The sequence below is a fragment of the Microcoleus sp. B4-C2 genome (assembly GCF_036705265.1).
GTDB lineage: Bacteria > Cyanobacteriota > Cyanobacteriia > Cyanobacteriales > Microcoleaceae > Microcoleus.
On record NZ_JAUBUB010000089.1, the window covers coordinates 1 to 26,602 of the forward strand.

General features: G+C 46.2%; 22 protein-coding genes. 11 read left to right on the forward strand and 11 right to left on the reverse strand.

The annotated features are described in order from the left end of the window. Positions 1 to 247 precede the first annotated feature (247 nt). The 3 genes from QUB20_RS22240 to QUB20_RS22250 all read right to left on the reverse strand — a co-directional run bounded on the left by QUB20_RS22240 (position 248) and on the right by QUB20_RS22250 (position 3,224). The gene (locus tag QUB20_RS22240; RefSeq protein WP_333248060.1) at positions 248 to 1,825 is read right to left on the reverse strand and encodes a sodium:proton antiporter; all 1,578 of its coding nucleotides are present in this window, start codon (positions 1,823 to 1,825) and stop codon (positions 248 to 250) included. A gap of 19 nt (positions 1,826 to 1,844) precedes the next feature. After that, positions 1,845 to 2,783 (reverse strand): DUF389 domain-containing protein, encoded by a 939-nt coding sequence (locus QUB20_RS22245; RefSeq protein WP_333291657.1) that lies wholly within the window; start codon positions 2,781 to 2,783, stop codon positions 1,845 to 1,847. Positions 2,784 to 3,050: 267 nt separating this feature from the next. Next, a complete protein-coding gene (locus tag QUB20_RS22250) occupies positions 3,051 to 3,224 on the reverse strand; it encodes a hypothetical protein (RefSeq protein ID WP_333248064.1) in 174 nt (57 codons plus the stop codon). Between the two features lie 161 nt (positions 3,225 to 3,385). Between QUB20_RS22250 and QUB20_RS22255 the strand changes: the two genes are divergently transcribed. The 4 genes from QUB20_RS22255 (at position 3,386) to QUB20_RS22270 (ending at position 4,716) form a co-directional block, all read left to right on the forward strand. Further along, a complete protein-coding gene (locus QUB20_RS22255) occupies positions 3,386 to 3,802 on the forward strand; it encodes an MAPEG family protein (RefSeq protein ID WP_333154606.1) in 417 nt (138 codons plus the stop codon). Between the two features lie 181 nt (positions 3,803 to 3,983). Further along, complete coding sequence (locus QUB20_RS22260) at positions 3,984 to 4,166, forward strand: hypothetical protein (RefSeq protein ID WP_333248066.1); 183 nt, start codon at positions 3,984 to 3,986, stop codon at positions 4,164 to 4,166. Further along, a complete protein-coding gene (locus tag QUB20_RS22265) occupies positions 4,135 to 4,494 on the forward strand; it encodes a hypothetical protein (protein WP_333241046.1) in 360 nt (119 codons plus the stop codon). Before QUB20_RS22260 ends, QUB20_RS22265 begins: the two co-directional genes overlap by 32 nt. Positions 4,495 to 4,545: 51 nt before the next feature. Further along, a complete protein-coding gene (locus QUB20_RS22270) occupies positions 4,546 to 4,716 on the forward strand; it encodes a hypothetical protein (protein ID WP_333248069.1) in 171 nt (56 codons plus the stop codon). Between the two features lie 156 nt (positions 4,717 to 4,872). Here the strand turns inward: QUB20_RS22270 and murD are convergent, their stop codons facing one another. The 4 genes from murD to glyS form a co-directional block, all read right to left on the reverse strand. After that, positions 4,873 to 6,219, reverse strand: a complete 1,347-nt coding sequence (gene murD / locus QUB20_RS22275) for a UDP-N-acetylmuramoyl-L-alanine--D-glutamate ligase (RefSeq protein ID WP_333248071.1) — start codon at positions 6,217 to 6,219, stop codon at positions 4,873 to 4,875. Between the two features lie 88 nt (positions 6,220 to 6,307). Further along, the gene (locus QUB20_RS22280) at positions 6,308 to 6,466 is read right to left on the reverse strand and encodes a hypothetical protein (RefSeq protein ID WP_333248073.1); all 159 of its coding nucleotides are present in this window, start codon (positions 6,464 to 6,466) and stop codon (positions 6,308 to 6,310) included. A 299-nt stretch (positions 6,467 to 6,765) separates the two neighbouring features. Then, positions 6,766 to 6,891 carry a hypothetical protein gene (locus QUB20_RS22285; protein ID WP_333291659.1) on the reverse strand — a complete coding sequence of 42 codons (126 nt, stop codon included), beginning with the start codon at positions 6,889 to 6,891 and terminating at the stop codon, positions 6,766 to 6,768. 142 nt (positions 6,892 to 7,033) lie between these two features. After that, a complete protein-coding gene (gene glyS, locus QUB20_RS22290) occupies positions 7,034 to 9,250 on the reverse strand; it encodes a glycine--tRNA ligase subunit beta (RefSeq protein ID WP_333248075.1) in 2,217 nt (738 codons plus the stop codon). 533 nt (positions 9,251 to 9,783) lie between these two features. On the opposite strand from glyS, the gene QUB20_RS22295 reads away from it, so the two are divergent. Together QUB20_RS22295 and QUB20_RS22300 are read left to right on the forward strand one after the other, a co-directional pair. Beyond that, positions 9,784 to 10,911 (forward strand): HetZ-related protein 2, encoded by a 1,128-nt coding sequence (locus QUB20_RS22295; RefSeq protein ID WP_333248077.1) that lies wholly within the window; start codon positions 9,784 to 9,786, stop codon positions 10,909 to 10,911. Positions 10,912 to 11,657: 746 nt separating this feature from the next. Further along, the gene (locus QUB20_RS22300; protein ID WP_333241056.1) at positions 11,658 to 12,719 is read left to right on the forward strand and encodes a hypothetical protein; all 1,062 of its coding nucleotides are present in this window, start codon (positions 11,658 to 11,660) and stop codon (positions 12,717 to 12,719) included. Between the two features lie 524 nt (positions 12,720 to 13,243). Here QUB20_RS22300 and QUB20_RS22305 read toward each other — a convergent pair. The 3 genes from QUB20_RS22305 to trpB form a co-directional block, all read right to left on the reverse strand. Continuing rightward, positions 13,244 to 13,876 (reverse strand): ribonuclease D, encoded by a 633-nt coding sequence (locus QUB20_RS22305; RefSeq protein WP_333248079.1) that lies wholly within the window; start codon positions 13,874 to 13,876, stop codon positions 13,244 to 13,246. Between the two features lie 132 nt (positions 13,877 to 14,008). After that, positions 14,009 to 14,515, reverse strand: a complete 507-nt coding sequence (locus tag QUB20_RS22310) for a CAP domain-containing protein (protein ID WP_333248081.1) — start codon at positions 14,513 to 14,515, stop codon at positions 14,009 to 14,011. A 287-nt stretch (positions 14,516 to 14,802) separates the two neighbouring features. Then, positions 14,803 to 16,041 (reverse strand): tryptophan synthase subunit beta, encoded by a 1,239-nt coding sequence (gene trpB / locus QUB20_RS22315; RefSeq protein WP_333248083.1) that lies wholly within the window; start codon positions 16,039 to 16,041, stop codon positions 14,803 to 14,805. Between the two features lie 191 nt (positions 16,042 to 16,232). Between trpB and QUB20_RS22320 the strand changes: the two genes are divergently transcribed. The 3 genes from QUB20_RS22320 to recR all read left to right on the forward strand — a co-directional run bounded on the left by QUB20_RS22320 (position 16,233) and on the right by recR (position 18,539). Continuing rightward, entirely contained in the window at positions 16,233 to 16,847 is a 615-nt protein-coding gene (locus QUB20_RS22320; protein WP_333248084.1) for a peptidoglycan-binding domain-containing protein, read from the forward strand. A gap of 577 nt (positions 16,848 to 17,424) precedes the next feature. Then, positions 17,425 to 17,793 carry a translation initiation factor gene (locus QUB20_RS22325; RefSeq protein WP_333241063.1) on the forward strand — a complete coding sequence of 123 codons (369 nt, stop codon included), beginning with the start codon at positions 17,425 to 17,427 and terminating at the stop codon, positions 17,791 to 17,793. 152 nt (positions 17,794 to 17,945) lie between these two features. Next, positions 17,946 to 18,539, forward strand: coding sequence for a recombination mediator RecR (recR, locus tag QUB20_RS22330; RefSeq protein WP_190744271.1), 594 nt, complete (start codon positions 17,946 to 17,948; stop codon positions 18,537 to 18,539). 101 nt (positions 18,540 to 18,640) lie between these two features. Here the strand turns inward: recR and QUB20_RS22335 are convergent, their stop codons facing one another. Next, positions 18,641 to 19,366: a hypothetical protein gene (locus QUB20_RS22335; RefSeq protein WP_333248086.1), complete on the reverse strand. Its 726-nt coding sequence runs from the start codon at positions 19,364 to 19,366 to the stop codon at positions 18,641 to 18,643. A 483-nt stretch (positions 19,367 to 19,849) separates the two neighbouring features. Here QUB20_RS22335 and QUB20_RS22340 point away from each other — a divergent pair, with 483 nt between their 5' ends. Together QUB20_RS22340 and QUB20_RS22345 are read left to right on the forward strand one after the other, a co-directional pair. Next, a complete protein-coding gene (locus tag QUB20_RS22340; protein ID WP_333248088.1) occupies positions 19,850 to 21,961 on the forward strand; it encodes a prolyl oligopeptidase family serine peptidase in 2,112 nt (703 codons plus the stop codon). A 1,039-nt stretch (positions 21,962 to 23,000) separates the two neighbouring features. Then, a partial coding sequence (locus QUB20_RS22345; protein WP_333291661.1) for a DUF4347 domain-containing protein occupies positions 23,001 to 26,602 on the forward strand: 3,602 nt, incomplete at its 3' end.

Below are 26,602 nucleotides of genomic sequence, written 5' to 3' on the forward strand. Positions count from 1 at the left end.
ACAATTTTAATTGTTATTGTGGGAGGGGCGTCCCGCCCGTCCTTTTTGGCCGGGCGGGACGCCCATCCCACACACAAACTTGTGGAAGTTATTTAATTCTCATTCCTAAGCTGTTGGGCATCTAAATTGTATTTGTGGGCAGGCTTTATGGCCCACCCACAAGACTTTTCTTAAATTTGACTATACAACAATTTAAATGCACTTCAGCTTACAACTTATTTCTGTTTATCCTGCAACCGAATTCGCTTTAAGAAACAATTGTCTCATTCCGCTCTTTAAAACATTGCTGCAACACAGAAACAGGCAGCTCCTTCAATTGACCCGATCGCACAAATTCAGCATAAGTATCAGCCTCTATTGCCTCCAAATCCCCTTCGAGTTTGTCGATAGTCATCTGTCGCAGTTCAGGAGATCGATCGTACATTTGATTGATTCTTGCTTGCAGCAAGTTTAATTTTTCTTGAAGCTGACTCACGAGATGATTGGAAAACTCAGGCTCGATTTTACGATCGCCCGATACTTCAGATAGATGCTTGAGAACCCGATTGAGAGCAACACGTTGGGCGATCGCCTCCAGATACTCCTGGCGCAACTCCTGGTTGTTCAACAACCCCAGTTTTTCCAGCAGCGCCTTGGTGGTTAAACCTTGTACTAGCAGCGTAAATAAAACTACACCAAACACGATCGCAATAATTTTTTGCCGTTCGGGGAAAACCTCCGGCACGCTCAAAGCTAAAGCAATCGACACAGAACCCCGCAATCCTCCCCACCAAATCACAGTTCTATCGGCTAATGAAATTTCTGATTTTGCCAACCTATTGCTCAACCATCCTAAACCAAAAATAGCGATGGCGCGTGTCACAAACATCGCCACCACAGTTATGCCAATGACTCCTAAATTCGCTCCCAAACCAGCAAAACTAATTCGATCGCCAATCAGCAAGAACATGATCGAATTTACAAAAAACGCCACAAAATCCCAAAATTGTGTCACCGCAAGTCTGGTACTGGGCTGCATACCGATACGAGAGCCGAAATTTCCAAATATCAAGCCCATCACCACCACACCAATCACCCCAGAACCACCCAGTTCCTCAACAATTATATAAGTGCCGTAGGCGGAAACTAAGGTTAACGATTGCTCCACCAAAGGTAAATCAAACCGTTGGGTGAGATAGGAGATACCAAAACCGATCGCACTCCCGACAGCAATCCCAATTCCCACAAAAGCTAAGAAACGCCCCACAAGAAATGGGATGCCAACGTCATCCGTCCCTAAAGAGAATCCCACCAAAAAACTAAAGGCAACAACAGCGATGCCATCATTAAATAAACTCTCTCCCTCCACCAGCAAAGCTAGGCGTTTTTCAACTCCCAGTTCGCGGAACAATGCAATAACTGAAACAGGATCTGTAGCAGATATACTAGCTCCTACCAACAGGGCGATCGCTAAAGAAACTCCCGCTATTTGGTTGAGAGCAAAAGCCACGCCCGCAACGGAAATAACAACACCCAAAACCGCATAAAGAGCGATCGGCACTAAATCCCGCTTGAGTTTAGACCATTCCAGATTCCAAGCAGCTTCAAACAACAGAGGCGGCAAAAAAATCAACAGAATCAGTTCGGGCGAGAGCGACACCAATCGCACATCTATAAAAGCCAAGCCCAACCCGACAATTACTAAAAGCAGCGTGTAGGGAATTTGGCGCAACCAGCCCCATAGTTGCGGCAGTATCGCCACACTTAAGGAAACTAATAGCACTAAAAGAAATTTCTTCAGATTGCCTTCGATAGTCGCTTCGTTAATTAGAGTTTCTGGGGTCATATAATTAGGAATAAAATAGTTAAGGATTCGGTTTTGAGCGGGACTTATTCAGCGTCGAGCGCCGCACTTCTTCAACTTGACTCACTTGAAAAATTAAGGTAAATGGTTGACCCATTTCTTTTTCGACAAATGCTTCTAAAAGCTGAACCTGTTTGGGTGTCAAAGCTTCGCTGCTGCGAACAATCAGACGCACTTCCGGCGGTTTCGTCAACCAGTTAGTATCAGTTGCAATCAGTTCCACCCGTTGAAAAGTAATAGTTCGGTTAAGCAACGCCCGCTTCAGACTAGCTTCAAGTTGCGCTTGCTCGATCAATTCCGCAAAACTCACGCCCAGAGGAATTACAAGTATAGCCGTCAATGCTAGCGCCCAAAAGATGGCTTTACGGGCGCGATGCAGGGGGGTGTAGCCGGCCATCAAAAAGGTTAGCATACAGGAGAGAGTAATTCCCAGCAAATTAGTAAGATACAGGAGGCTTGCTCCCAGGCTGAGCGACCAATTAGCTTGAGATAAGCCTAAACCTATAACACAAATTGGTGGCATCAGAGCCACGGCGATCGCCGTTCCCGCCAGAGTAGCAGAAACTTTGGGCTGAACTTTTGCATAGCCACTGATTCCCCCAGCGGCGATCGCAATTCCCAAGTCTAGTAATGTAGGTTTAGAACGAGCTAAAACTTCGCTTCCAAAGTCGGGAATTTGTACCAAAGCGCCCAGAAAACAAGCTAAAAAAATTGCTAGCACCGTCCCGACTGCTAATGCAACTAAACCTTTGCGGAAGATGATAACGTTACCTTCTACCGCTCCAAATGCTAACCCTCGGATTGGCAACATCAGAGGCGCAATGATCATAGCACCGATAATGACGGCTGCACTGTTGGAAAGCAGTCCAAAGGTGGCAATTATACAGGAACCGAGAATTAAGACAAGATAGTTAATATTTAGGGTTGATTCTTCCAACAAGTCAACTCGTATTTGCTTTAGATGCTCTCGAGGAATCCTGCTCCTAGTGAAATATTTAAGACTGTCTCGAATATTGTTGAGCAAAATAATCTCCTTAAGTCGGGGCTTGTATCCGTCACACGATTTTAGATTTTAGATTTTAGATTTTAGATTTTAAATTTACTCCACAGATTTTAGATTTTAGATTGACTACACTGAGGAATCTGGGAGGTTGAACAAAAGTCTAAAATTTGGGCTACTCACGACAAGAGTCGGGGGCTGGTATCCCTATGCAGGTGCGAGCAAAAGAATCAAAATCCCAGCCAGCAAGTTTTCGAGGATGTCCCAGAATCCGAAAGCAATTGTCGCGCCACTAATACCCAGCAGTTGCATCAAATCCCCTGCCTTGAATGACGGGAGGGCGATGAATAACGCGATCGGCAATAATTGATTTATAATCAAGATATACCAATCCTTGCAGGAGTCGTAAAAAGATGTAGGGGTAATGCCTTTCTTTGCTTACCTCGGCCTCATGGGGCAACCACGGGGGGTTTGCCCCCTACAATAATTACACAAACGATGCGAGGATTGCTATATATAGTCCACCCCAATAATACCGAATCATGCTCGCAGAAGCAAACGCCACACTTTGGCCTAGTCTAATTACTGTTTCAGCATTAATTCTCTACTTCGTTGTTACCATCAACGTCGGCAGAGCTAGATTCAAATATAAAGTTTCTCCCCCGCAGATGACAGGAAACCCAGACTTTGAGCGAGTGGTGCGAGTTCAGCAAAATACCTTAGAGCAAATGATTCTATTTTTGCCCTCGCTGTGGCTGTTTTCGCAATTTATCAGCCCAATTTGGGGCGCCGGTATCGGCGCAGTTTGGATAATTGGACGCATTTTGTTTGCTTGGGGTTACTATCAAGCTGCCGAAAAAAGAGCGGCAGGATTTGGCATTAGTACCTTAGCTACTTTAGCTTTGCTTGGTGGTTCATTAACAGGCATAATTATGTCGCTGCTGAAGGTTGGAGCGTAACTTCCGATCGACATAATTGTTTTTCTACTCGTTTCCAGGCTCTGCCTGGAAACGCAGATCCGGAGGCTCAGACTCCAATTTTCCTGCTGAAAAAGCGAGGCAGAGCCTCTCGACAGCGGTTCCCTGGCAGAGCCTGGGAACCAGTTAAATCCAAGTCTTTCAATCACCTTCAGGAGTCAATATGTCAGAAACCAACAAACCCGTATTTGAAATTAACCCGAAACTTTTTCAGCAGCTTGTCGAGTGGCAAGAAAAACTTGAACGAGAAGATGAATTAGCAAGCGAGTCAGAAAACGAGAAACCAACTGAGGTACAAAATCCTCCTGACAGTAATGAACAGCATTCTCAAACAGATAATTTCTAGCTGGTGGCTAGCAGCATCTTTGGGATTTCCGGCGGCAGTCTCGGCTCAATCGCTGACACCGAGCCAAATTCAGCAAGTCAATAGCGGTTTGTTTCGTTCTAACTCTCAAGACTTCTTTCAGCAAGGAAATCGCCAACTGGAAAGGGAAATCGCAATTTTGTTGCAAAAAAACGTCGCTTCCCAAGGTAATATTCTGGAGATTGATGAAAAATTGCGCTCTCAGCTTTGTAGCCAATTTAAAATATCGTCGTCGCATTCTGATACAATAAGTGCTGCTCAGAGTGCTGATTTTCCGACCAAATTAAAAGACATTTGCAGACACAATTAAAATGAAAGTGAGGTCAATATTCAAAGTTTAGTGGTAATGGATAAAGAGGCAATGGCAAAGTTAAAAACAGCCATGCTGGATGCGGAAACCGCTGCTCATTTGGCGGCAATCATTATTGATTATACTCATGAGGAGATAATGATAGTTTTTCAGGAGCTAGAATGGGAAGAGCAGGCTAGAATTAAGGATATTTGGAAGACAGTATGGACGGGGGGTTTATGAAGATTATGGTTAGCCAATTAAAGATGTTGGTGAACCCGCATCTTGTATCTTGAAAGCGGTAGATTGTGATTGAGAGTTGGGTGGGGGCGGGTTTACGAGATTATTGGTTTTAGGCCTAAATTGTTGGTGAACCCGCCCCTACGGGATTGGTGTCGGTTAAATCAGGGATTCGAGGCATAATTGGCGGAAATGATCGCCCCGTTGCTCGAAGTTTTGGTATTGATCAAAGCTAGCACAGGCTGGGGAAAGCAGCACTACTTTAGCATGATTTTGTTTGCCTAATTCTGCTGCTCGCGGGATTGCTCGTTCCATTGTTTCGACTATTTCCCAAGCGTTGTAATTTGCTTGTTCGAGCCGATCGGCAAAAATTCCTGCCGCATCCCCAATTAGCAACACCCCAGCAGCTTTCGCCTTGATTGTATCAATCCACGCGCGATCGTCCCCTTCTTTGGCATCGCCGCCCGCAATTAAAATCGCCGGTGCGCTTACAGAAGCCAACCCGACTTGGGCGGCGTCATAATTAGTAGCTTTGCTGTCGTTGATGAAATCTATGCCTTCCCAAGTGCAGATGTGTTCGAGGCGGTGCGAAACTCCGGGGAATTTGGCAATGGCTTGGGCGATCGCACTTTTATCTATCCCCGCCAAATTAGCCGCCGCCACCGCCATTAACAAATTCTGCAAATTGTGTTCTCCCACCATCCGCAAAGACTCAGCAGGCAGAATTTTCTCGCTTTGAGCTATTACCCAACCATCTTGAATATAGGCTCCAAAATCTGTATTTCCCAACAAATCTTTTTTACCTTTGACACTCGTCCAACACGCATCCGGCCAAATGTCAACTCCTTGTTGCCGCAAACAAGGATCGTCGCCGTTGATTACTTGCAATTCCGACTTTTTCAGCAAATGCGCTTTAATGTTGTAGTAATTTTCTAAAGTTTTGTGGCGGCTGAGGTGATCCGGCGTCAAAGTCGTCAAAACTCCGATGCGCGGCGCTACAAACGGCGAGGATTCTATCTGATAGCTGCTGATTTCTGCGATTACCCAATCCGGCGGTTTTTCGGCTAAAGCTAATTCGCACGCAGCATAACCAATATTGCCACAAGCGGGAGCGTAAAGCCCGGCCTCTGCAAAAATAGCAGCAATTAAAGCAGTAGTAGTAGTTTTGCCGTTAGTGCCAGTAATTCCCACCCAAGGAGATTTGAGGTAACGCCACGCGAGAGCCATTTCTCCGATTGTTTCAATCCCTAACTCTCTGGCGCGCACTAATGCTGGACTGTCCCAGGGAACGCCCGGACTTACTACTATTAATTCTATAGATTCGACTGGTTCAAAGGATTTACCTAACTCAACATTAATTCCTTCGTTAGCGAATTCCTGCTGCTGTTCGAGCAAGCTTGGGGAAGATGAGCGATCGCTCAGCGTTACTTCCCATCCTTCGCGTTTTAGCAGTCTGGCGGCGGCAATTCCTGATTTTCCTAGTCCAATGATATGAGCTATCGGCATAAGTTGTGTGTGTGATGGAGCGAAATTCCCTGGTTTTATAAGTTTATATCTTAACCTTGAATTGGTTATTGACTATTGGCCATTTTGCTTATTTTTTAAGAGAGCGATCGAACGCGATATTTATTTGTAGGGAAACCGCACTGCCGTGTCCTAATTCGTAGGGAAACGGCACTGCTGTGTCCTCTTTTGTGATTTCGATCGACCTTTTTTTGAGTTTTTCAAGGAGTGCGTCTTTCAAGTTGTTCAATTTTTTATTCTAACCGGACAATCTCTCTGGATAAACAGCGAATCTGATATGATGATCCGGCCGCAGTAAGCGCCACCATTCCAAATAAATATATCTCCTTGCTCAGAGGGTTTTCTTTATTTACTAGATAGTATATGGTAACAACGAGTGGCGCTAGCCAGAAACTGGCGTTTGACATTTGCGCCCATTTACGAATCTGTTGTTTCTCATTCATTGTTCATATCTTCCCTTTTCCAGAGCGAGGCAGAGCCTCTGGATATGGGTTCCCAGGCAGAGCCTGGAAACCAGTTAAAAGTCAGTTAAAACTGAGATGTTGCACCATTGTCAGCAACAGGCTTTCCGGCCTGTTCCACAAAAGATAAATTTTCTTGTGGAACAGGCCGGAAAGCCTGTTCACAAAAGGCTATTTGAGAATGGTGCAACATAGGAGTTAAAACTGACTGAAAAGTCTAATCTGTGTGGGTTTCAGTCCTCTTAAGAGGACTTTCGCTTTGAGACGGGGGTTTCAACCCCCGGCGGACTGAAGCGGAGGTTTTCAACCCCCGGCGGACTCAAATATTGTAAATTCTAACTTTTTACTATCGCCCCAAAGTCAGCCAACACCCGCGCGTGATTCCGCAGCAAACCCAGTAAATTCAACCGATTGCGCTTAATTTCCGGGTCAGAATCCATCACCAAAACGCTTTCTGGCCCGTCGAAAAAGTTGCTTACAGTCGGAGCAATTTCCGTCAAACTATCTACTAACTGCTGGTAATTCCGAGTTTGTTTGGATAGCAGAGTTTGCGGCACTAACTGCACCACTGCATCGTAAAAAGCTTGTTCGGACGACTTTTGAAATAACTCCGGTTTCACCGCCGTTTTCGGTTCCAATTCAACTTTATCCAAATCACCTTGAGCCGCCAAACGAGTTGAACGATTGACGGTTTCATAAATTAGATCCAAAGTCTGGTTATTGCGGATTTGTTGTAGGAAAAGTGCTCTTTCCAGTGCGTCCAACAAATCTCTCAATGCTCGTTCCGTATATTCTGGGTCGTTTTCTCCCAAAACTGCATTTACCAAATCGTAATCTACATTCTTTTCTTCTTGCAACAAAGTCCGAATTCTTTGCAAGAAAAACTCGTATAACTGATCTAGCAACTCGGCTGGTGTTTCGGGGCGCGCTGCGGTAAATTCTGCGACAACTTCTGCGAGCAACTTGTGCAAGTTGAGTGGCAACTGAGCCGCCCAAATAATGTTAGTTATTGCATTGGCTGCGCGGCGCAAAGCGAAGGGATCGGATGAACCAGTCGGCAACATTCCCAAACCGAAGATGCTGACTAATGTATCTAATTTGTCGGCTATTCCGACAATTTGACCTGTCAGAGTTTGCGGCAAATTGTCGCCCGCGCCTCTGGGCAAATAATGTTCAAAAATCGCTGTGGCTACTTCTTCCGATTCGCCACTTGCTAAGGCGTATTTCTGCCCCATGATTCCTTGCATTTCGGGAAGTTCGTAAACCATTTGGGTTACGAGGTCGGCTTTGCAAAGTAAGGCTGCTCTGGCTATATCACCTTGCTCTTCCTCTGGGATTTGCAGTTGATTGACAATTAAACTGGCAATCTTGCACAGCCGATCGACCTTGGCGCGCACAGTCCCTAAATCTTCCTGGAAAGTAACTTTTTCCAACTTGGGCAAATAATCCTCTAGAGGCTTTGCCAAGTCTGCTTTGTAGAAAAACTGACCGTCTGCCAATCTTGCCCGCACTACTCGCTCGTTACCGGCGGCAATAATCGCGGCTTTAGCGGGATCTCCGTTGGAAATTGTAATGAAATAGGGCAGAAGTTCTGGATAATCTGGGCTTTTGAGGATGGGAAAATACCGCTGGTTTGTAACAATAATTGTGGTGATTACTTCCGGCGGCAATATCAAAAATTCCTCGTCAAATTTGCCGACAACTGCGTTCGGCCATTCTACTAAGTCGGTGACTTCTTCTAACAAATCTTCGGTAATGTCGGCGTAACCGCCTTGTTTTGTTGCTGCGGCTTCTACTTGTGCTTTAATTTGATTTTTGCGCTGGGTTCGATCGACCTCAACGCAAGCAGCCCGCAGACACTCGACATAATCCTCGGCTTGGGGAATCGAAACCCCCCCCGTCCCCCCCTTGCCAAGGGGGGGTGTAGGAAGCGATGTCCCCCCCTTGCCAAGGGGGGGTGTAGGGGGGGTGTATAACACCCGGTGTCCTTGGGAAATTCGATCGCTCTTGACCGTATCCGAACCGCTCACCAATGTAATTGGCAGTACAGTATCATCTAACAGTGCCACGATCGATCGAATTGGGCGCGGAAACTTCAAATCTCCGTCAGCCCACCGCATAAATCTTTTGCCTTCTAACTTGTTAATCCACTGCGGCACAAGTTCTGTCAAAATATCCGCACTCATCCGCCCCGGAATCTTTTTGAGCACAAACACAAAATCGCCTTTATCGGTAGCGCGAACTTCCAAAGCATCAATTTCTACGCCCTGCTTTTTCGCAAAACCTTCGGCTGCTTTCGTCGGTTTGCCATCTTTAAAAGCCGAACTTGCCGGCGGCCCTTTTACCTCTTCTTCTCTATCTAATTGCTGAACAGGCAGCCCTTTCACGAGAACAGCCAAACGCCTCGGAGTAGCGTATACATTAATTGAGTCATTTGTCAAGGATTCTTCTGCCAGCGTTGCAGGTACAAGTCGCTGCCACTGCTGGACGCTGCCTGAGACAAAAGATGCGGGCAATTCTTCTGTACCGAGTTCTAATAAAAAGTTAGGCATATAACAGTGTTAGGTGTTTTTGTCAATAGGCAATTAATCTGCCCGTTTAATCATTACAAAAGTTACCGCTGGCGATAACCCAATGACAGAATTATTTTACCGACGCGCAAGTCCTATTAGATCCAAAAAAGAATCAAATGATCAGCATACCACGTAAAATCGGGGGTGAAAGACAAATAGCTCAACAGCTCGTCAGGAACCTCAGCCTGAAGGCATGAGGCTTGAAAGAGAAATCTGACAAGCCGTTCTGACCAGCCTAAGTCTTAACTGACTACGTTTTTTGAGTCACGACACCCTGGAATGCGTAGCTAGTTCCTTGCTCTGTCGCTGAAGGTTAAACAGTTCTAAGGTCACTGGGACAGTGCTTTCAGCCTAACAAGCTCTTAAAACATTGGCGAAGCTAACTTTACTCCGAAAGGAGATTGAGGCAACCATACCTCGCCGGAGGGGCAACCATACCCCTCCACCCCACAAAAGTTTTAACTCAATGTAAAGCCGTCCTAAAAGGACGGGGTTTCTAACCCATATTTCTGATGACCTTGGCGGAAAGACTGGCACAAGATTGGAAGTCACGACTTGAACAAGATTGCCCAGAGGAGAGTTCTAGCACCCGCGAGAGTGTTGTCCGCTGGCTGTTGGGAGACAAGCCCGAAAGATTTGACACTCTTAGCCCAACTCAATTGTCTGTCGCCTCTGGGGCGATCGACTTTTTATATCGAATTTTGATTTCTCGGTATCTGGGAGTACCACCAGAAAAAGCTTACCGCAACTTGATCGGGCGGCTGGGCGGTTTGGTTGTGCTCCGGCAAAAAATCCAAGCGTGGGTTTCCCTGAGTCGCGACAGACAGCGGAGTGCGGTGGAGGTACTGCAAGAAGTGATTCAGGAAATGCTCAATTCCGATCGCTACCTGCAGCAGCAAGTCGCCTGGATTGCCGAATGCACCTCAGACAGACGGCTGCGAAATGCTTTGCTGCTAGCGAGCACAGAAGAATACTGCTTGCGGCCGATCCGCAACCAGCCGCTGCTGGTGTACCGTTTTGTCAACTACCTGCGGCGTGCTCAGCGGGGCGGGTTGACGCAAGTGCCTGCGGGAGACTGGGTGCGGCTGGTGTCGGAACAGGTTCTACCCGACGATACAGACGAACCGCTTAGTCTGCTAGACGAACAGGCGATGTCCGAGTATCGAGAAAATCAAGCTTGGGAAGAGCAGCAAACTCAGCGGCAGATTGTCCAACAAGAATTTGAGAATTACTTGGCTGCTGAAGTCGATCCGCTGGCTTCTCGGTGGCTGCAGCTTTACCTGCAAGGTCGTTCCCAAGAGGCAATTGCCGAGGAGTTGAAGGTTCCGATCAAGCAAATTTACCGCTTGCGAGAAAAAGTCAGTTACCACGCGATTCGGGTTTTTGCGGTCAAACAAGCACCGGAATTAGTCGCCAACTGGCTGGAAACTTCGCTCCAAGAACACAGTTTGGGCTTGACTCCCGCCCAGTGGCAGCAATATTTACAAGACCTCACGCCGGTGCAGCGGCAGTTGGTAGAATCGCTGAAAGCTGGGAAAAGTGTAGAGACGATCGCATCTGAATTAAAGCTGAAAACCAATCAAGTCATCGGCGAGTGGAGCAAACTCTATTTAGCAGCTCAATCGCTCCGCAACGAGTAGATTGGTAATGGGTGGCGGGCAATTGCTAATTGTTAATTGGCGGTAGCATTTTTCAGAATCCGCGCTACAAATCAATTCCCGCACAGCCACAGATTACTGCGAGTTTCCCCGTGGAAAACCGCGCGATGCCCCTTGTATCAATTCAGGTTAGATTAATCGGGCTCTTGTAGCGCTGCCGTGACAAGCGAGTTTCTCGATCGTAGCCGCTACGTGATTTATCCGTGGAATCAATCCAAAATCGAAAATCTCAACTCCTCAAGCCCCCGAATTAATCTCGCGCAAGTCAATCCAAAATCTAAAATCTAAAATCTAAAATCGAATGACGATCGCGCTCCGAGACGATCGCAGCCCACTCTCTGAGGTAAGATACTAGCAGCACGATCGACTTTTGAGGATTTTTTAACCAATCCTAAATTCAGCGGTTGCCCGTAAATCATCGGTTGTGGTGCATCTCTAATACTTGTGCATTAAAGACATAATTCTATTGTTGCCAGCCACGGGCATCAATCTCGGGCGATCGATGATAGTGGGTCTAGACTGCGCTAGTCATCATCTAGTTCTCAATCTTTGGGTAGAATTTGAGGCTGCAATACAGCAGGGAGAAAATTCTGGGACTAAGGATGTTTCTTTAATAAAAGCTTCCGGTTGTTAGGCCAATTCCTCCGTCAGGGAAGTTGCAGCGTTTAATTTTATCGCATCAGGTTGGTGCGTCGCGCTCGATCGCGCTTCCAACTACAAAGCAGCTAATGGTACATACATCTTCAACACACTCGGCAGCTACAATGGACTCCGATCGAATATTTCACCTAATCGACACAGTTGTCCCCTTTGAAGCTTGCCTTTATTATCAAGTTTTGCCTTTATCTCTAGAAGGTAATCTATTTAAATTGGGCGTAGTCGATGCTCAAGATGACTCCGCCTTGGACTACGTGCAGCGGATTTTAGCTTACATGAATTGCTCAGTCACAACAGAGCCAATTGCCTCGGAAACTCAGCGCTCGATGCTCTCAGCTTACTTGCTGCACGGCAACCAGCTCCGAGAACCCAGCCAGACAGAAACCGCCGCAGCCCCAAAACCCAAAAATCCCCCATCAGCAACTTCAGGCCCCAATGCAGCAACGCTGCTGTCTGTGCCACAACCCTCAAGGCCCGCTCCTGAGCGGTTTAAACCTGCTAGCGCTGAGGTTCCCCCGACACCGACACAGCTATCGGTTTTGAATGTCGAGGCCTTGCACTTGTCAAGCCCCGTCGAAGTTGTGGCAACTTTGCCCGCGCCCCAACTGCTGCAAGAATTGCTCGGTAGAGTGCTGCGAGAGGGTATCGGCCGCCTGTTTTTTGAGCGGCACCAGTCCCAAGGTCGCATTCTTTGGAGTCAAGATGGTGTTTTGAAATCGATGCTCGAAGGTATCGATATCGTGCTTTTCCAAGAGGTAATTGACGAGTTGAAACGGCTGACGGATATGCCTGTTGGCCCGGTGGAACAAGCCAAACAAGTCGAAGTTGAGCGCATATACCAAAACACTCATTTGCTGTTGCGCTTGCGGGTAATGACGGTGGGTGGCAAGGAAGAAGCCACCTTGCAAGTTTTGCGGGGGGCAGCTTTGAGGTTTTACCAGCAGCAGCAGTTGTCTACTTTGAGTCGGGACGCGCTGCGGCTGGCCGAAGAATTGCAGCGGAAAGTGAATCAAATTCGCGATCGAACTCGGCTTTCTCCTGTGCCTTTAGAGGGGTTGCCCGCTTTGGAACAGGTGATTAGAAATGTTGACGACCAAATTGAAGCTTTGCTGCACGAACATAATCCCGATTAGCCATAATCAGCAATAGATCACTGTTTTGATTTTTTTTTTACTCATATCGTTTCCGGTTTTATCGGAATGATTTAACCGCAGAGGGCGCAGAGAACGCAGAGGGAGAGAATACAGAGAGGAATAATTCTGATGCTACCGGATTTGATATCACATCAAGTCTGGTCAAATAATAATAATTACGTTTGTAGTGAGGACTCAAGTCCAAGCGAGTTTTATGATAACTCAAGTCTTCATTACAAAACAATTTGATGGCAGTTGTGCGAGGTGATATCTAGTCCGGTCGATTCCCTCCGCTTCGCTTCGCCCGAAATCAGGTAGGGGCGGGTTCACCAATAATATCTGCCAATAATTGACAATCTCAAAAACCCGCCCGGCCGGGATATTATGGTCAATCGATCGGACATAATATGACACAATATTATACAATTTCAAAAAAAGAATGCAACTGTATGCCCGTGATCTAAACCCTGGTAGTCATCATTCATTCCCAATCTAAAATCTAAAATCTAAAATCTAAAATGGTATTAGCCGTGCTCGAAAACATTGTTGTACTGCAATAAATCCAAACTCACAAAAACTGGCAAACACTGAAAACATTGCTGTGCAATTTCCCAGCGTTCTTCTCGCTGCAACATAGCAGTCAACTTTTGTTTAGCGCTCAGCAAATAGCGAACATCATTAGCAGCATAATTTAGTTGATCGTCAGAAAGATTAGTCGCATTTCCCCAGTCGGAACTTTGAGATGTTTTATTTAGTTCTACCTTTTCGAGTTCTAGAATTAATTCTTTCAATCCGTGTCTGTTGGTATAAGTTCTAGCAAGTTTACTAGCTAGCTTGGTGCAGAAAACTGGTGCAATGTCAATACTTAAATTGTAACGCATTGTTGCCATATCAAAGCGCGCAAAATGAAATACTTTCTCAATATTTTCGGCTTCCATTAACTTCTTTAAATTCGGGGCTGCTGTCTGGCCTTTGGCAATCCGCACCACTGCAACTTTACCTTCGGGATTGCACAACTGCACCAAACACAAGCGATCGCGCCACGGTAGCAAACCCATTGTTTCCGTATCAACGGCGATCGCCGGCGCAGTCAAATAGTAAGATAAGAGAGAATCGGGAATATCACCATCGCACACTTGAAAATCTGCAAATTCCATTATTAGTAATTTTTGAATGTTGACTGTTGACTGTTAACTGTTGACTGTTGACTTTTGACTTTTGACTGCCCTCTTCTCTCTTCCCTCTTCCTTCTTCCTTCTTCCTTCTTCCTTCTTCCTTCTTCCTTCAAATTATCGACTGCGAACAAAAAGCTGAGTAAAATAATACTCCCCTTTGGCATTTTTCGCAACCCCAATACCGGTCACATTAAACTGACCCTCCATATTCTTACGGTGGCCGTCACTTTTAATCCAACCCTCAACAGCATTGCGTACCGGGTCGCTGTAGCCGAAATTGTAAGCAAGATTTTCAGCTACACTTCTATAAGGAATAGTAACTGCTTTTGCCCGCCCTTCAAATCCATCGTGGCTGAAACTGACTTTACCGTTAGCCATATTTTCGCTGTGAATTCTTGCTATCTGACTAATTTGGGGATCGATACTCAGCGGCGGCAACTTTTTAGATGCTCGGTATTGATTTATCTGTTGGTTAACCGCTTTTTCTAAGTCAGTAATAGCACTCGAAGCAACATTAGTATTCATGGGAGTTTGTGGCAGCGATCGCGTAGGAATGGAGGTGTCACACTTAGGCAGGATTGTCAACAATCCCAAGCAAATCGAAATCAAACCTTTGGACATGAAATCACACGAGAAATAAAGTTAATTGTTACCATTAGTGTCAACTTAATGCCAAAAGTAGTATGAGTATACCGTCTGAGGATGAGCCTCTCGCTCCCCCTCGCATACCCCCTACTCCCCCTTAATAATGGGGATGAAAGAGCGCTTCCAGTCCCCCCCTTATTAAGGGGGGCTAGGGGGGATCTAGACTTCGATACAAACGAGAGATACAAAGGATTTTAGTCTTAAGTTAACACCAATTAATTGTTACCAATTCCTACAGAGCGATCGCCCCACATTCCGCTAACCTAGATATTCAGAACCTTCGCTACAGTGTTCACATCTTTATCGCCGCGTCCGGAACAGTTAAGCACAATGCGCGGATTGCCTGTTAACTGCGGGCACAAAGTCTCCAAATAGGCGATCGCGTGAGAAGTTTCCAAAGCCGGAATAATCCCCTCCAACTGCGAAAGCCGCTGAAATGCTTCCAGCGCTTCTGCATCAGTAACACTGTAATATTCAGCCCTACCAGCATCCTTCAAATAACTGTGTTCCGGCCCCACGCCCGGATAATCCAAACCCGCACTAATCGAATGTGGCTCGATTACTTGACCTTCATTATCTTGCAGCAAATAACTCATCGCCCCGTGGAGAACTCCCACACTTCCCTTAGTCAAAGTAGCAGCGTGTTTATCAGTTTCCACACCTTCGCCTGCGGCTTCAATACCAATCAATCTAACAGTTTCTTCCCCGACAAACTCGTGGAAAAGACCCATTGCATTAGAACCGCCGCCGACGCAAGCTAATAAAATATCTGGCAAACCACCCCACTTTTCCTGACACTGAGCCCGCGTTTCTTCACCGATTACCGCATGGAAATCGCGTACCATCATCGGGTAAGGATGGGGGCCGGCTACGGAACCGAGAATGTAATGAGTTGTTTCGACATTTGTCACCCAGTCGCGAATCGCTTCTGAAGTCGCATCTTTCAGCGTTCCCGTACCAGCAGCCACCGGCCGCACTTCGGCTCCCATCAAGCGCATTCTAAACACATTTAAAGCCTGTCTTTCCATGTCATGAACGCCCATGTAGACAATGCATTCTATACCGAAACGAGCGCAAACTGTGGCGGTAGCAACGCCGTGTTGACCGGCACCAGTTTCAGCAATTACGCGCTTTTTGCCCATACGTTTTGCGAGCAATGCTTGAGCTAAAGCGTTGTTGATTTTGTGAGCACCGGTGTGGTTTAAGTCTTCACGTTTGAGGTAAATTTGCGGGCCAGTTCCGTCTGCTTTAGCATAATGCTCTGTGAGGCGTTCGGCGAAATACAAAGGGCTGGGGCGGCCGACATAATCTTTGAGCAATTGTTGGAGTTGCTGTTGAAATTCCGGTTCGCTGCGGTATTTGTGGAAAGCGGCTTCTAGTTCAAATAAAGCGGGCATCAGGGTTTCGGGGACGTATTTGCCGCCGAATTTGCCGAATCTGCCGAGGGAGTCTGGGCGTTGGGCGCTGGTGTCGGTGGTGAGATGCAGGGGGGTGACTGTCACGAACTTTGTGGGGATAATGGGACAGATTTTATTATATCTAGTCTATGGGGCTGTGGGCGATCGGCTGTGCAAATCGCTGAAAGGTCGATTCGGTCGTTTTCGATCATCTCCAAAATTGAGTATTTGAATAAAATACGTGTTTATACGGAATGGGTATATTCAGCAGTGAATATATTCAGTAGTGAAGTTAAGTGCCTGTTTATCTCAAACATGAAATACAACATACAACTAAGCAAGGACAAATCATGAACTCTATTTCTATTCTGCTTCAACAAGGCTCACGAGGCCCCGAAGTCACCAAGCTACAAGAAGCTTTGAAAAATTTAAATTTTGATCCAGGTATCATTGATGGTATTTTGGGGCCAAAAACTAAGCAAGCTGTCGTCAATTTCCAAAAGTCCCAACAACTGGTCCCCGACGGCATAGTCGGCGATAAAACTTGGGCTAAACTAAATGCAGCCAACAATCCACGTTTTAATTTTCAGGTAGTTAACGTACAAGAATTCATCTCTTCTGAAGGCATTACAGCGACAAATCCAAAAGCCGTAGCGGCACAATTGTTTAGGGGGTTGGAAGATGAAGAAGGAAGAATTTATGAAGAGATTTCAATTACATATTCCCGAGAAGGAACATCTGTAATTTTATACACCCGAATAGGTCTAGCTGACGATTCAGCCCGTGCAGTACGACACCGCGTTGAATTAAAACGCAACCAAAATAACTGGGGAATTATTTGGGTCGGACGGCAATTTCAGTGTCAACCAGGTCGAGGACATCAAGAGTGGTCTGGCATTATTTGCTCCTAATCGGGTTTTATTCCCTCGATATATAGAAACACTTCAATCAGTGCCAACGTTTCTATGAAGGTATCGGGTTTATCCCCACTTACTGGTGAAACTAATTGATTAGAACCCCGACAACTTCTGCGAAGTCGGGGTTCTTTGCTTGCGCCCGATCGCACTTAACCAACTAAAATTAAATTCCCCACCCATCTCAAACCCGCGCTTCAACAGAATTATCCATCTCCCTCTTCTCTTCCTGGACGCCCTCAGCGGTTCACTCCTCCAGAAACAACGGTAAACGATATAATTCAATTGAAACCGGGGAATGTGCGATCGCCCTGATAGCCCGCCAGGGAATGAATTCCCTGTCGAGAGAGCTAAAGTCAGTTTTAACTGACTGCTAATACCAAGTACAATCTATGTACAACCAACAGCAAATCTCAGAGATTATATTCCCTGAAAACTCACCTAAATCAACCATTCTCAAACACATTCTACAGTCCTCATAGCGAGGACTTTAGCTATGAGGCAGGGAATGAATTCCCTGCCGGACTGCCGGGCCCATCCGCTACCAGGCATAACTCCCAAGTACCCAACTACTATGAGTACATCAAAACCCAAAAACTCCAATACAAATAACCAATCAGGAAAACGAATTGTTTACTCCGAATTTGGCAACGTTGACAACTCCGCCGCCCTCCAACGGGGAGTTGCCGAAGTTCCCCCCAATCAACAAAATCTCAAAATCGAAGCATCCCGAAAAGGACGCGGCGGCAAAACAGTTACAGTCATCAGTGGCTTTCAGGAAAAACCCGAAACATTAGCAACTTTAGCCAAGCAGCTAAAAGCCCAATGCGGTACTGGCGGCACAGTCAAAGATAATGAAATCGAAATTCAAGGCGAACACAAGCAAAAGCTGCTAGAAATTATTACAAAGTTAGGCTACAAAGCTAAAATTAGTGGAGGGTAAATTAGTCAATATTCCTCAGTGTATGGGCGGGGCGGGTTTATGATATACTTAGTTTTAAACATAGATGGTTGGTAAAACCCGCCCCTACATCGCACCAATTATATTGTCGCGAATCAACCAGAAATGATATTACCAATTACCGCCAATTTTTAATGTACACTCGACCTTTAGCTCGTTTAATCGAACAATTGCAGCGCTTGCCCGGAGTCGGCCCAAAAACAGCCCAGCGACTCGCTTTACATATTTTGAAGCGGCCGGAAGAAGAAGTGCAAGCCCTAGCTAAATCTTTAATTGATGCCAAACAGCAAGTAGGTTTCTGTCAAGTATGCTTTCACTTATCTGCTGACCCTGTTTGCGAAATTTGCCGCAATACCAACCGCGACAGTCATACCATTTGTGTAGTGTCAGAATCCCGCGACGTAATCGCTTTAGAAAAAACGCGGGAATACATGGGTAAATATCACGTTGTTGGCGGCGTTATCTCGCCAATGGATGGAATTGGCCCGGAACAATTGAACATTCAACCGTTAGTGCGGCGCGTCAGCCAGCAAAAGGTTAAGGAAGTAATTATTGCTATTAGTCCCAGCGTGGAAGGCGAAACTACTACTCTTTATATCGGTCACTTATTAAAACCTTTTACCCTAGTGACTCGCATAGCTTTTGGTTTGCCGATGGGGGGAGATTTGGAATATGCCGATGAGGTTACATTGGCTCGCGCTTTGGAAGGAAGGAGGGAGTTGGATTAGTTAGAAGTTGTCCCGCATCTAAATTGTGTTTTCTGGCGGGCGGGACGCCCAACCCCTACTTTCCACAAGAACTTCATCAAGCTTAATCGCTCTTTTTTTACTCAAACGGAAGAATTTTCTATTCGAGCAATTAATTCTTCTATTGACAAATCCGGCAGTTGTGACAGCAATAGCGATAAGTTTTCGGCAGACAATGCGAGCAAATTCGGGATGAGATTGACGGTGTTTACTTCTGATTGACCAAAGCGCTTTCTCAAGACATTTTCGGCGATTAAAGTTTGTACTTGTTGTCTATCTGCTTGGGCGATTGGCAATGTGGATAATTGCACTAATAAAATCGTGAATTCACCAACAGGTAAAGCCGAGATAGAGGGAAAAAAGGCAATTGTCTGAGCGTCTAACTCCCCAAATCTGACTTGCAGAAAGTTCTGCAAAATCAACCGCTGTGCTTCTTCTCTTCCTTCTTCTCTTCCTTCTTCTCTTCCTTGTTGTGTGGCCTGATCTATTTTTTGTTGTAACAGAGGTACGAGCGCCATAACTAACTCCTTATCTTCCTGATTTCCTGGGGTACTAGCTGCTAAATTTACTTGCAGATTCGCTTGCAGGTTGTACAATAATTCTAGCGTACCAGCTCGTAAGGGACTATCAACAGGCAATCTTGTTAATTCCGCGATCGCCCCTTGCTGTACTTTACCCTTACCTAAAATCCGCAACCACATCGTTTCTGGAACATTCGGTAGCTGGTGAATAGCTATCAATCCTACTCGCCAAACTTCCGATAGAAAATAAACCCCCCTCCCCCAACCTTCTGACTCTTGGGGAAGCATAAAATTAAAGCTCCTTAACAAAGCCTCCGAAGCAGTGGGAGTCAATCGATTTTCGATTTTCGATTTTCGATTTTCGATTTTAAAAGTGTGTTGAAATCGCTTGAAACCAGACCTCAATTTCTCGGACTTCAGCACAGAGATATTTACTGGTTTTGACTTATACGAAATGCGAGAACAATTATTTTAGGTAGTTTTTAGCAAATAGATCGGGAGGAATTTAGTCATTATTTAAAATAGCTATTTTGCTCTTAAAACAAGATTAATATATCTCATTAGTTGACGATATTGGTTTTTCAATAATCCTTTATTATAACGCCGACAAGTTCTGCGAAGTCGGGGTTTTGGTCTTCTGTTTTTTGAGCCGTTGTTGACTTATTTAACCAAGATTTAGGATAAAATCTCAAATCCCCAATTGAGCGACTCTCCCCTGTCACTGCCGCGAAAGGGTAAACTGGAAAAAGTTACCGAGAGTAGTAAAAAATCATGACCCAATTCGATCGACCTTTAAGCTACCCCACAACCCGCAAAATCGACCAAACAGACGACTACCACGGCGTCAAAGTATCCGACCCCTACAGATGGCTGGAAAATCCCGACTCTGAGGAAACCCAAGCTTGGGTGGAAGCCCAAAACGCAGTCACTTTTGCCTACCTCAACGAAATTCCGGCGCGGGAAAAAATCAAACAGCGCCTAACTCAACTTTGGGATTACGAGAAATACGGCATACCTTTCAAAGAAGGCGAGCGCTATTTCTACTACAAGAATGACGGCCTGCAAAATCAATCTGTACTCTATACTTTAACATCCCTCGACAGCGAACCCAAAGTATTAATTGACCCCAACACTCTCTCAGAAGATGGAACCGTTGCTCTGGGTGGAATAGCTATCAGCGAAGACGGCAAATACATGGCCTACGGCTTGTCAAATTCCGGTTCCGACTGGCAGGAATGGAAAGTCCGTGATGTGGCAACCGGCGAAGATTTATCAGACCATTTAAAGTGGATTAAATTCTCAGGAGCATCCTGGACTCACGACGGCAAAGGCTTTTTTTATAGTCGCTACGACGAACCCAACGAAAAAAGCAAGCACGAAGAAGTTAACTATTACCAAAAACTGTTTTACCACCAAATCGGCACGCCGCAATCTGAAGACGTATTAATCTACGAGCGACCCGACCAAAAAGAGTGGGGATTTAGCGGCGGCGTCACCGAAGATGGCAAATACTTGATTATCTCTGTTTGGCAGGGAACTGAAACCAAAAACTTGATTTTCTACAAGGATTTAACTGCACCGGAATCAACCGTTGTAGAACTGATTAGCGAATTCGAGGCTGAGTACAGTTTCATCGACAATGAGGGCTCTATTTTCTGGTTTCAAACAAACTTGAATGCACCGTTGGGCCGCGTAATTGCGATCGACACCAACAACCCACCTCCCTCATCCCTCGCTTGTGATGAAACTCCCCCGTCGCCCAGAGAGGGGGGGTTCACAGAAATTATCCCCGAAGCAGCAGAAACCCTCGAAGGCATAGGCCTCCTGAACAATCAATTTGTCGCTTCCTACTTGAAAGACGCCTACACCCAGATTAAAATTTTCAACTTAGATGGCTCTTTCGTGCGAGAAGTTGCCTTGCCCGGAATCGGTTCGGCGGGAGGATTCAGCGGCAAGCGGCACGACACCGACACTTTTTATGCTTACACCAGTTTCACAGCACCTAACATCATCTATCACTACAATATGGTGACAGATGAAAGTACAATTTATCGGCAGCCAAAAGTCGATTTTAATCCCGAAGATTACGAGACAAAACAAGTATTTTACCCAAGCAAAGACGGTACGCAAGTACCCATGTTTATCACCCACAAAAAAGGCTTGCAGTTGGATGGCAATAACCCCACCTACCTTTACGGATACGGTGGTTTTGGTATCTCGCTAACTCCGAGTTTTTCTGTTAGCAGGATAGTGTGGTTAGAGATGGGTGGAGTTTATGCGATCGCCTGTTTGCGGGGAGGCGGCGAGTACGGCGAATCATGGCACGAAGCAGGCAAAAAGTTGAACAAGCAAAACGTGTTTGATGACTTTATAGCTGGCGCTGAATGGTTGATCGAAAACAAGTACACCAAACCGGCAAAATTGGCGATCGCAGGCGGTAGTAATGGCGGTTTATTAGTAGGGGCTTGCATGACTCAGCGGCCGGAATTGTTCGGTGCAGCGCTGCCGGCTGTCGGCGTTTTGGATATGTTGCGCTTCCACAAATTTACCATTGGTTGGGCTTGGACTTCTGAATACGGTTCGCCGGAAAATCCCGAAGAATTTCCCACAATTCACGGCTATTCTCCCTTGCACAATCTCAAACCGGGAACGGCTTATCCAGCGACAATGATTACAACTGCCGATCACGACGATCGCGTGGTTCCGGCCCACAGTTTCAAGTTTGCTTCTGCTTTGCAAGAAACCCACGCGGGAGAAAATCCCGTGTTAATTCGGATTGAAACGAAAGCGGGACACGGTGCCGGCAAACCCACTGCGAAAGTGATTGAAGAATTGGCTGATGAATGGGCTTTTTTAGTGCGCGAACTCGATATTGACGCTTAGCAAGCCGCGTTAGAGGGTGCGATCGACGCAGTTTGATGATTTAGATATAAACAGAGTGTAAAGGACGATCGTACTTTTTGAATTCAAGGGCGATCGTTCTTTTTTGTCACCGCAATCCTGGTATTAACATATATAATTTGTCAAGGTTTTTTTGTTAAATTTTGTAGCTTTAAGTTGCTATTATTACATGGCTGTGAGTTTACTGCACCCCAAAGTAGTATAAGTATAAATCTCTAGAAATGCCGTACTCTCAACTTTCAAGAGCGATCGCACCTCAAAGTCAAAATCTGCCAATTTTTAGGAAATTAATATTTTCAGTATATTTACAGTTCAAGCTGTCTGAGGAATGAGAATTAAATAACTTCCACTCTTGAAAGTGGGATGGGCCTAAGAGCCCGTCCTTTTTGGACGGGCTCTTAGGCCCATCCCACAATAACAATTAAAATTGTAAGTTATTTAATTCGCGATCCTGAGCCAGCCTCGATATCACCCGACTCAGAAAAGCGGCATGAGGGGTCAGACCCCTTGTGCTGATAAATCCGTAAGTAATTTACCATGTAACTAACGTTAGACCTGATATCATTTTTCCCAAAAATAGAGGGTTTTGGCTAATATGAAGGCTGTGACCCCTTATTCATGTTATGATTGGCAGCGATCTGTCGCATCAGGACATCCAAGGGCGATCGCAGTAATTCCTGTCTAATGATTGACTAACATCACAAATAACAAATACAGACAACTATTATATCTCATGAAAAATAATAATAATTGATCGATTTTAGATTTGAGAATTGAAGCATTGACTTGCGCGAGATAAATTCGGGGGTAAAGTTTCTCGGATACACGTTTTTTCTTATTTCTGGACGGATGAATCACGTGGCGGGTATCCTAGATGCTTGATTTTCAAAACTTTATACTTGAAAGTTTATCATCCTCTATGAAAAGGGTAGCTTAGATTTAGCAACCAAATTAACCAACAATAAGAACCATCCCAAATCTGTCAATTTTGTCATCTACACAAGCACGGAAATCTACCAACATGGAAACTAAAATCTTGAGACAAGCTAGCCATAAAGCAGAGACGGCTAGCCGAAAAAATCTAGCGATTGTGGATTCAAAAGTAGAAAACTACCAAGAGTTGCTCAGGGGAGTGAAAAGCGATACAGAAGTAATCCTGCTCGATAGATTCCGGGATGGAATCGAACAAATTGCCGAAATAACAGCATCAAGGCACAGCCTCAACAGCATTCAAATAGTTGCTCACGGCGCATCTGCATCAGTAGAAATCGGCCGGGCAGAACTCAATATTCACAATATAGAAACCTATTCCAGCCAATTGCAGCAGTGGGGTAAAGCTCTCAACGAAACAGGTAGTATTCTGCTGTTAAGTTGCAACACAGGCGCAGGGGAATCTGGTCTAAAATTCATACAAAAACTCAGCCAAATAACAGGAGCAAATGTTGCAGCTTCCAACAATCTAACAGGGAGTGCAGCATTAGGCGGCGACTGGAAATTAGAAATTACTACAGGACAAATAAATACCGAAATAGCCTTTGAAAAAGAAGTCCTAGAAGGCTATCCATCAGTCCTGGCTACCTTAGCGGCTGAAGAATTTAAAAATCCAACAGCGATCGGGCCTTGGATATATGGAGTTGGCAACCCCACTACAGCTAACCCAGGCTTAACCGCAGGTAGTACACCCAACACCAGCGGCGTTATTCCTGCTTTAGGAACTGGCGATACACCCGGAAGCGGTACTTTGAGATTAACCTCAAACGCCTTTGGACAATCAGCTTTTGTCATCTACAACAACCCCATATCTGCCACTGAGGGTCTGAGAGTTACCTTTGATTTCTTTGCCTATAACAGAGGTACTGTCCTTTTTCCACAACGACTACCAGACGATAATACCCCCCTTGGTGCGGATGGGATTAGTTTTTTCCTGATTGACGGAACAGCTACGCCAACAGAAGCGGGAGGCTTTGGCGGCTCTTTAGGCTATGCTCAAAATACTAATTCAAATTCACCCGGTATTGTAGGAGGTTATTTAGGTGTCGGATTAGACGAGTTTGGCAATTATTCTAGCACTATTGCTGGAAAACAGGGTGGCAGAATCCCCCCGAACAATGAAACTGACCAGCTACCTGATGCAGTAGGACTTAGAGGCAGGGCAAGCACAATCCTAACCGAAAATTATAAATTTTTAGGTTCTAGTCTTTTAACTAACAGTCTGACTGGCGTTTCCATTGGGATAGACAATAAAGATACAAGCATTCGTGCAGAGGCTAAAAGAACAGTTCAAATTACATTGTTCCCAACGACTTCAGCAACACCTAACCGTCTTACAGTTGCCTTAGACTTGGACAGCAACGGCACATTTGATGCGGGCGAAACACTGATCGATATACCAAATTTGGCAGACGTAAACGGAGCAGTGCCACGTACTTTTAAATTTGGCTTTGCTGCTTCGACAGGGGGAAACACAAACATTCACGAAGTTAACAATGTCGTCGTCCAAAGTATAGATCCGCCTACACTCCAAGCCGACGTTTCCATTGTTAAAAAAGGCCCGCTGTTCGCCACACTCAATAGCACCATTACCTATACGATTACCTCCACAAATAACGGGCCAAACAGCGCCGAAAGTGTCCTGATTCAAGATCCCCTGCCTGCCGGCTTAATACCAGTCAGCATATCTGACGGCGGTACTTTAGACAGCAAAACGAGGACGGTCATCTGGCCGGCGATTCCGACTCTGGCTAACGGTGCTAGCCAAACCCGCACCATCACAGCCACAGTTTCCCCAACAGTCACAGCTCCCTTAACTAACACTGCCTATAGCACATCCAGCACTTTCGACCCAAATCTAGCTAACAACAATAGTTCCCAACCCATCTCTCAAGTCTCAACTACAATTGTTGCTGCTCTTGCCGACGTTGTTACCACCAAAACCGGGACTGCGGCTGCTGCACCGGGTGAAACAGTTACTTACACAATTTCGACAGTCAACAACGGGCCAAGCACAGCCACAAACGTCACCGTTACCGACAGCATCCTTCCAAATTTAACAGGAGTCATCCCCTCCAACGGCGGTGTCTACGATCCGGCTACAGGTATTGTCACCTTCGAGGCTATCAGCTTAGCCAGCAGTCTCAACGTCAACAACACAGTCCGCTTCATCGCACCTGCATCCGGCAGCGTCAGCAACACCGCCAGAAGTACCTCAGCTACCCCAGATCCTTTTCCTGAGAACAACAACGGCACTGATCCGCTGGCTACATTCACCACACCTCTGACACCTAGTGCCGACGTTGTTACCACCAAAACCGGGACTGCGGCGGCTGCACCGGGTGAAATAGTTACTTACACAATTTCCACAGTCAACAACGGCCCCAGCACAGCCGCAAACGTCACCATTACCGACAGCATCCTTCCCGACTTAACAGGAGTCATCCCCTCCGACGGCGGCGTCTACGATCGGGTTACAGGCATTGTCACCTTCGCGCCCGTTCCCAGCTTAGCCAGCGGTGTCACCGTCAACAACACAGTCCGCTTCATCGCACCTGCATCCGGCAGCGTCACCAACACCGCCAGAAGTACCTCAACTACCGCTGACCCCACTCCAGGCAACAACGCATCTACATTCACCACACCTCTGACACCTAGTGCCGACGTTGTTACCACCAAAACCGGGACTGCAGCTGCAGCACCGGGTGAAATAGTTACTTACACAATTTCCACAGTCAACAACGGCCCAAGCACAGCCGAAAACATCACAATTACTGACAGCATCGTTGGTGGCGCAACAGGAGTCAACGGCGGTGTCTACGATGCCGCTACAGGTATTGTCAGCTTCCCACCAGTGACCAGCTTAGCTAGCGGTGCCACCGTCACCAACACAGTCAGCTTCATCGCACCTGCATCCGGCAGCGTCACCAACACCGCCAGAAGTACCTCAACTACCGCTGACCCCACTCCGGGCAACAACGCATCTACATTCACCACACCTCTGACACCTAGTGCCGACGTTGTTACCACCAAAAGCGGGACTGCGGCAGCAGCACCGGGTGAAGTAGTTACTTACACAATTTTGACAGTCAACAACGGCCCAAGCACAGCCGAAAACCTCACAATTACTGACAGCATCGTTGGCGGCGCAACAGGAGTCAACGGCGGTGTCTACGATCCCAATACAGGTATTGTCAGCTTCCCACCAGTTACCAGCTTAGCTAGCGGTGCCACCGTCACCAACACAGTCAGCTTCATCGCACCTGCATCCGGCAGCGTCAGCAACACCGCCAGAAGTACCTCAACTACCGCTGACCCCACTCCAGGCAACAACGCATCTACATTCACCACACCTCTGACACCAACTCCAACTCCCACACCAACTACAACTCCCACACCAACTACAACTCCCACACCAACTACAACTCCCACACCAACTACAACTCCCACACCGACTACAAGTCCAACTCCCACACCGACTACAAGTCCAACTCCCACACCGACTACAAGTCCAACTCCCACACCGACTACAAGTCCAACTCCGACTCCCACACCGACTCCCACACCGACTCCAACTCCAACTAACAACCAGCCGCCCTTAGCCAACAATGCCAACTCCCGCCTCGCGCCCAA

Coding starts and splice junctions, on each gene's coding strand:
- QUB20_RS22285 (WP_333291659.1), bottom strand. CDS start 6,891: ATGTTGCACCATTCTCAAATAGCCTTTTGTGAACAGGCTTTCCGGCCT.
- QUB20_RS22305 (WP_333248079.1), bottom strand. CDS start 13,876: ATGGAATTTGCAGATTTTCAAGTGTGCGATGGTGATATTCCCGATTCT.
- QUB20_RS22255 (WP_333154606.1), top strand. CDS start 3,386: ATGCTCGCAGAAGCAAACGCCACACTTTGGCCTAGTCTAATTACTGTT.
- murD (WP_333248071.1), bottom strand. CDS start 6,219: ATGCCGATAGCTCATATCATTGGACTAGGAAAATCAGGAATTGCCGCC.
- QUB20_RS22265 (WP_333241046.1), top strand. CDS start 4,135: ATGAACAGCATTCTCAAACAGATAATTTCTAGCTGGTGGCTAGCAGCA.
- QUB20_RS22240 (WP_333248060.1), bottom strand. CDS start 1,825: ATGACCCCAGAAACTCTAATTAACGAAGCGACTATCGAAGGCAATCTG.
- QUB20_RS22300 (WP_333241056.1), top strand. CDS start 11,658: ATGGTACATACATCTTCAACACACTCGGCAGCTACAATGGACTCCGAT.
- QUB20_RS22310 (WP_333248081.1), bottom strand. CDS start 14,515: ATGTCCAAAGGTTTGATTTCGATTTGCTTGGGATTGTTGACAATCCTG.
- QUB20_RS22335 (WP_333248086.1), bottom strand. CDS start 19,366: ATGCTTCCCCAAGAGTCAGAAGGTTGGGGGAGGGGGGTTTATTTTCTA.
- QUB20_RS22340 (WP_333248088.1), top strand. CDS start 19,850: ATGACCCAATTCGATCGACCTTTAAGCTACCCCACAACCCGCAAAATC.
- QUB20_RS22270 (WP_333248069.1), top strand. CDS start 4,546: ATGGCAAAGTTAAAAACAGCCATGCTGGATGCGGAAACCGCTGCTCAT.
- glyS (WP_333248075.1), bottom strand. CDS start 9,250: ATGCCTAACTTTTTATTAGAACTCGGTACAGAAGAATTGCCCGCATCT.
- recR (WP_190744271.1), top strand. CDS start 17,946: ATGTACACTCGACCTTTAGCTCGTTTAATCGAACAATTGCAGCGCTTG.
- QUB20_RS22260 (WP_333248066.1), top strand. CDS start 3,984: ATGTCAGAAACCAACAAACCCGTATTTGAAATTAACCCGAAACTTTTT.
- QUB20_RS22295 (WP_333248077.1), top strand. CDS start 9,784: ATGACCTTGGCGGAAAGACTGGCACAAGATTGGAAGTCACGACTTGAA.
- QUB20_RS22325 (WP_333241063.1), top strand. CDS start 17,425: ATGAGTACATCAAAACCCAAAAACTCCAATACAAATAACCAATCAGGA.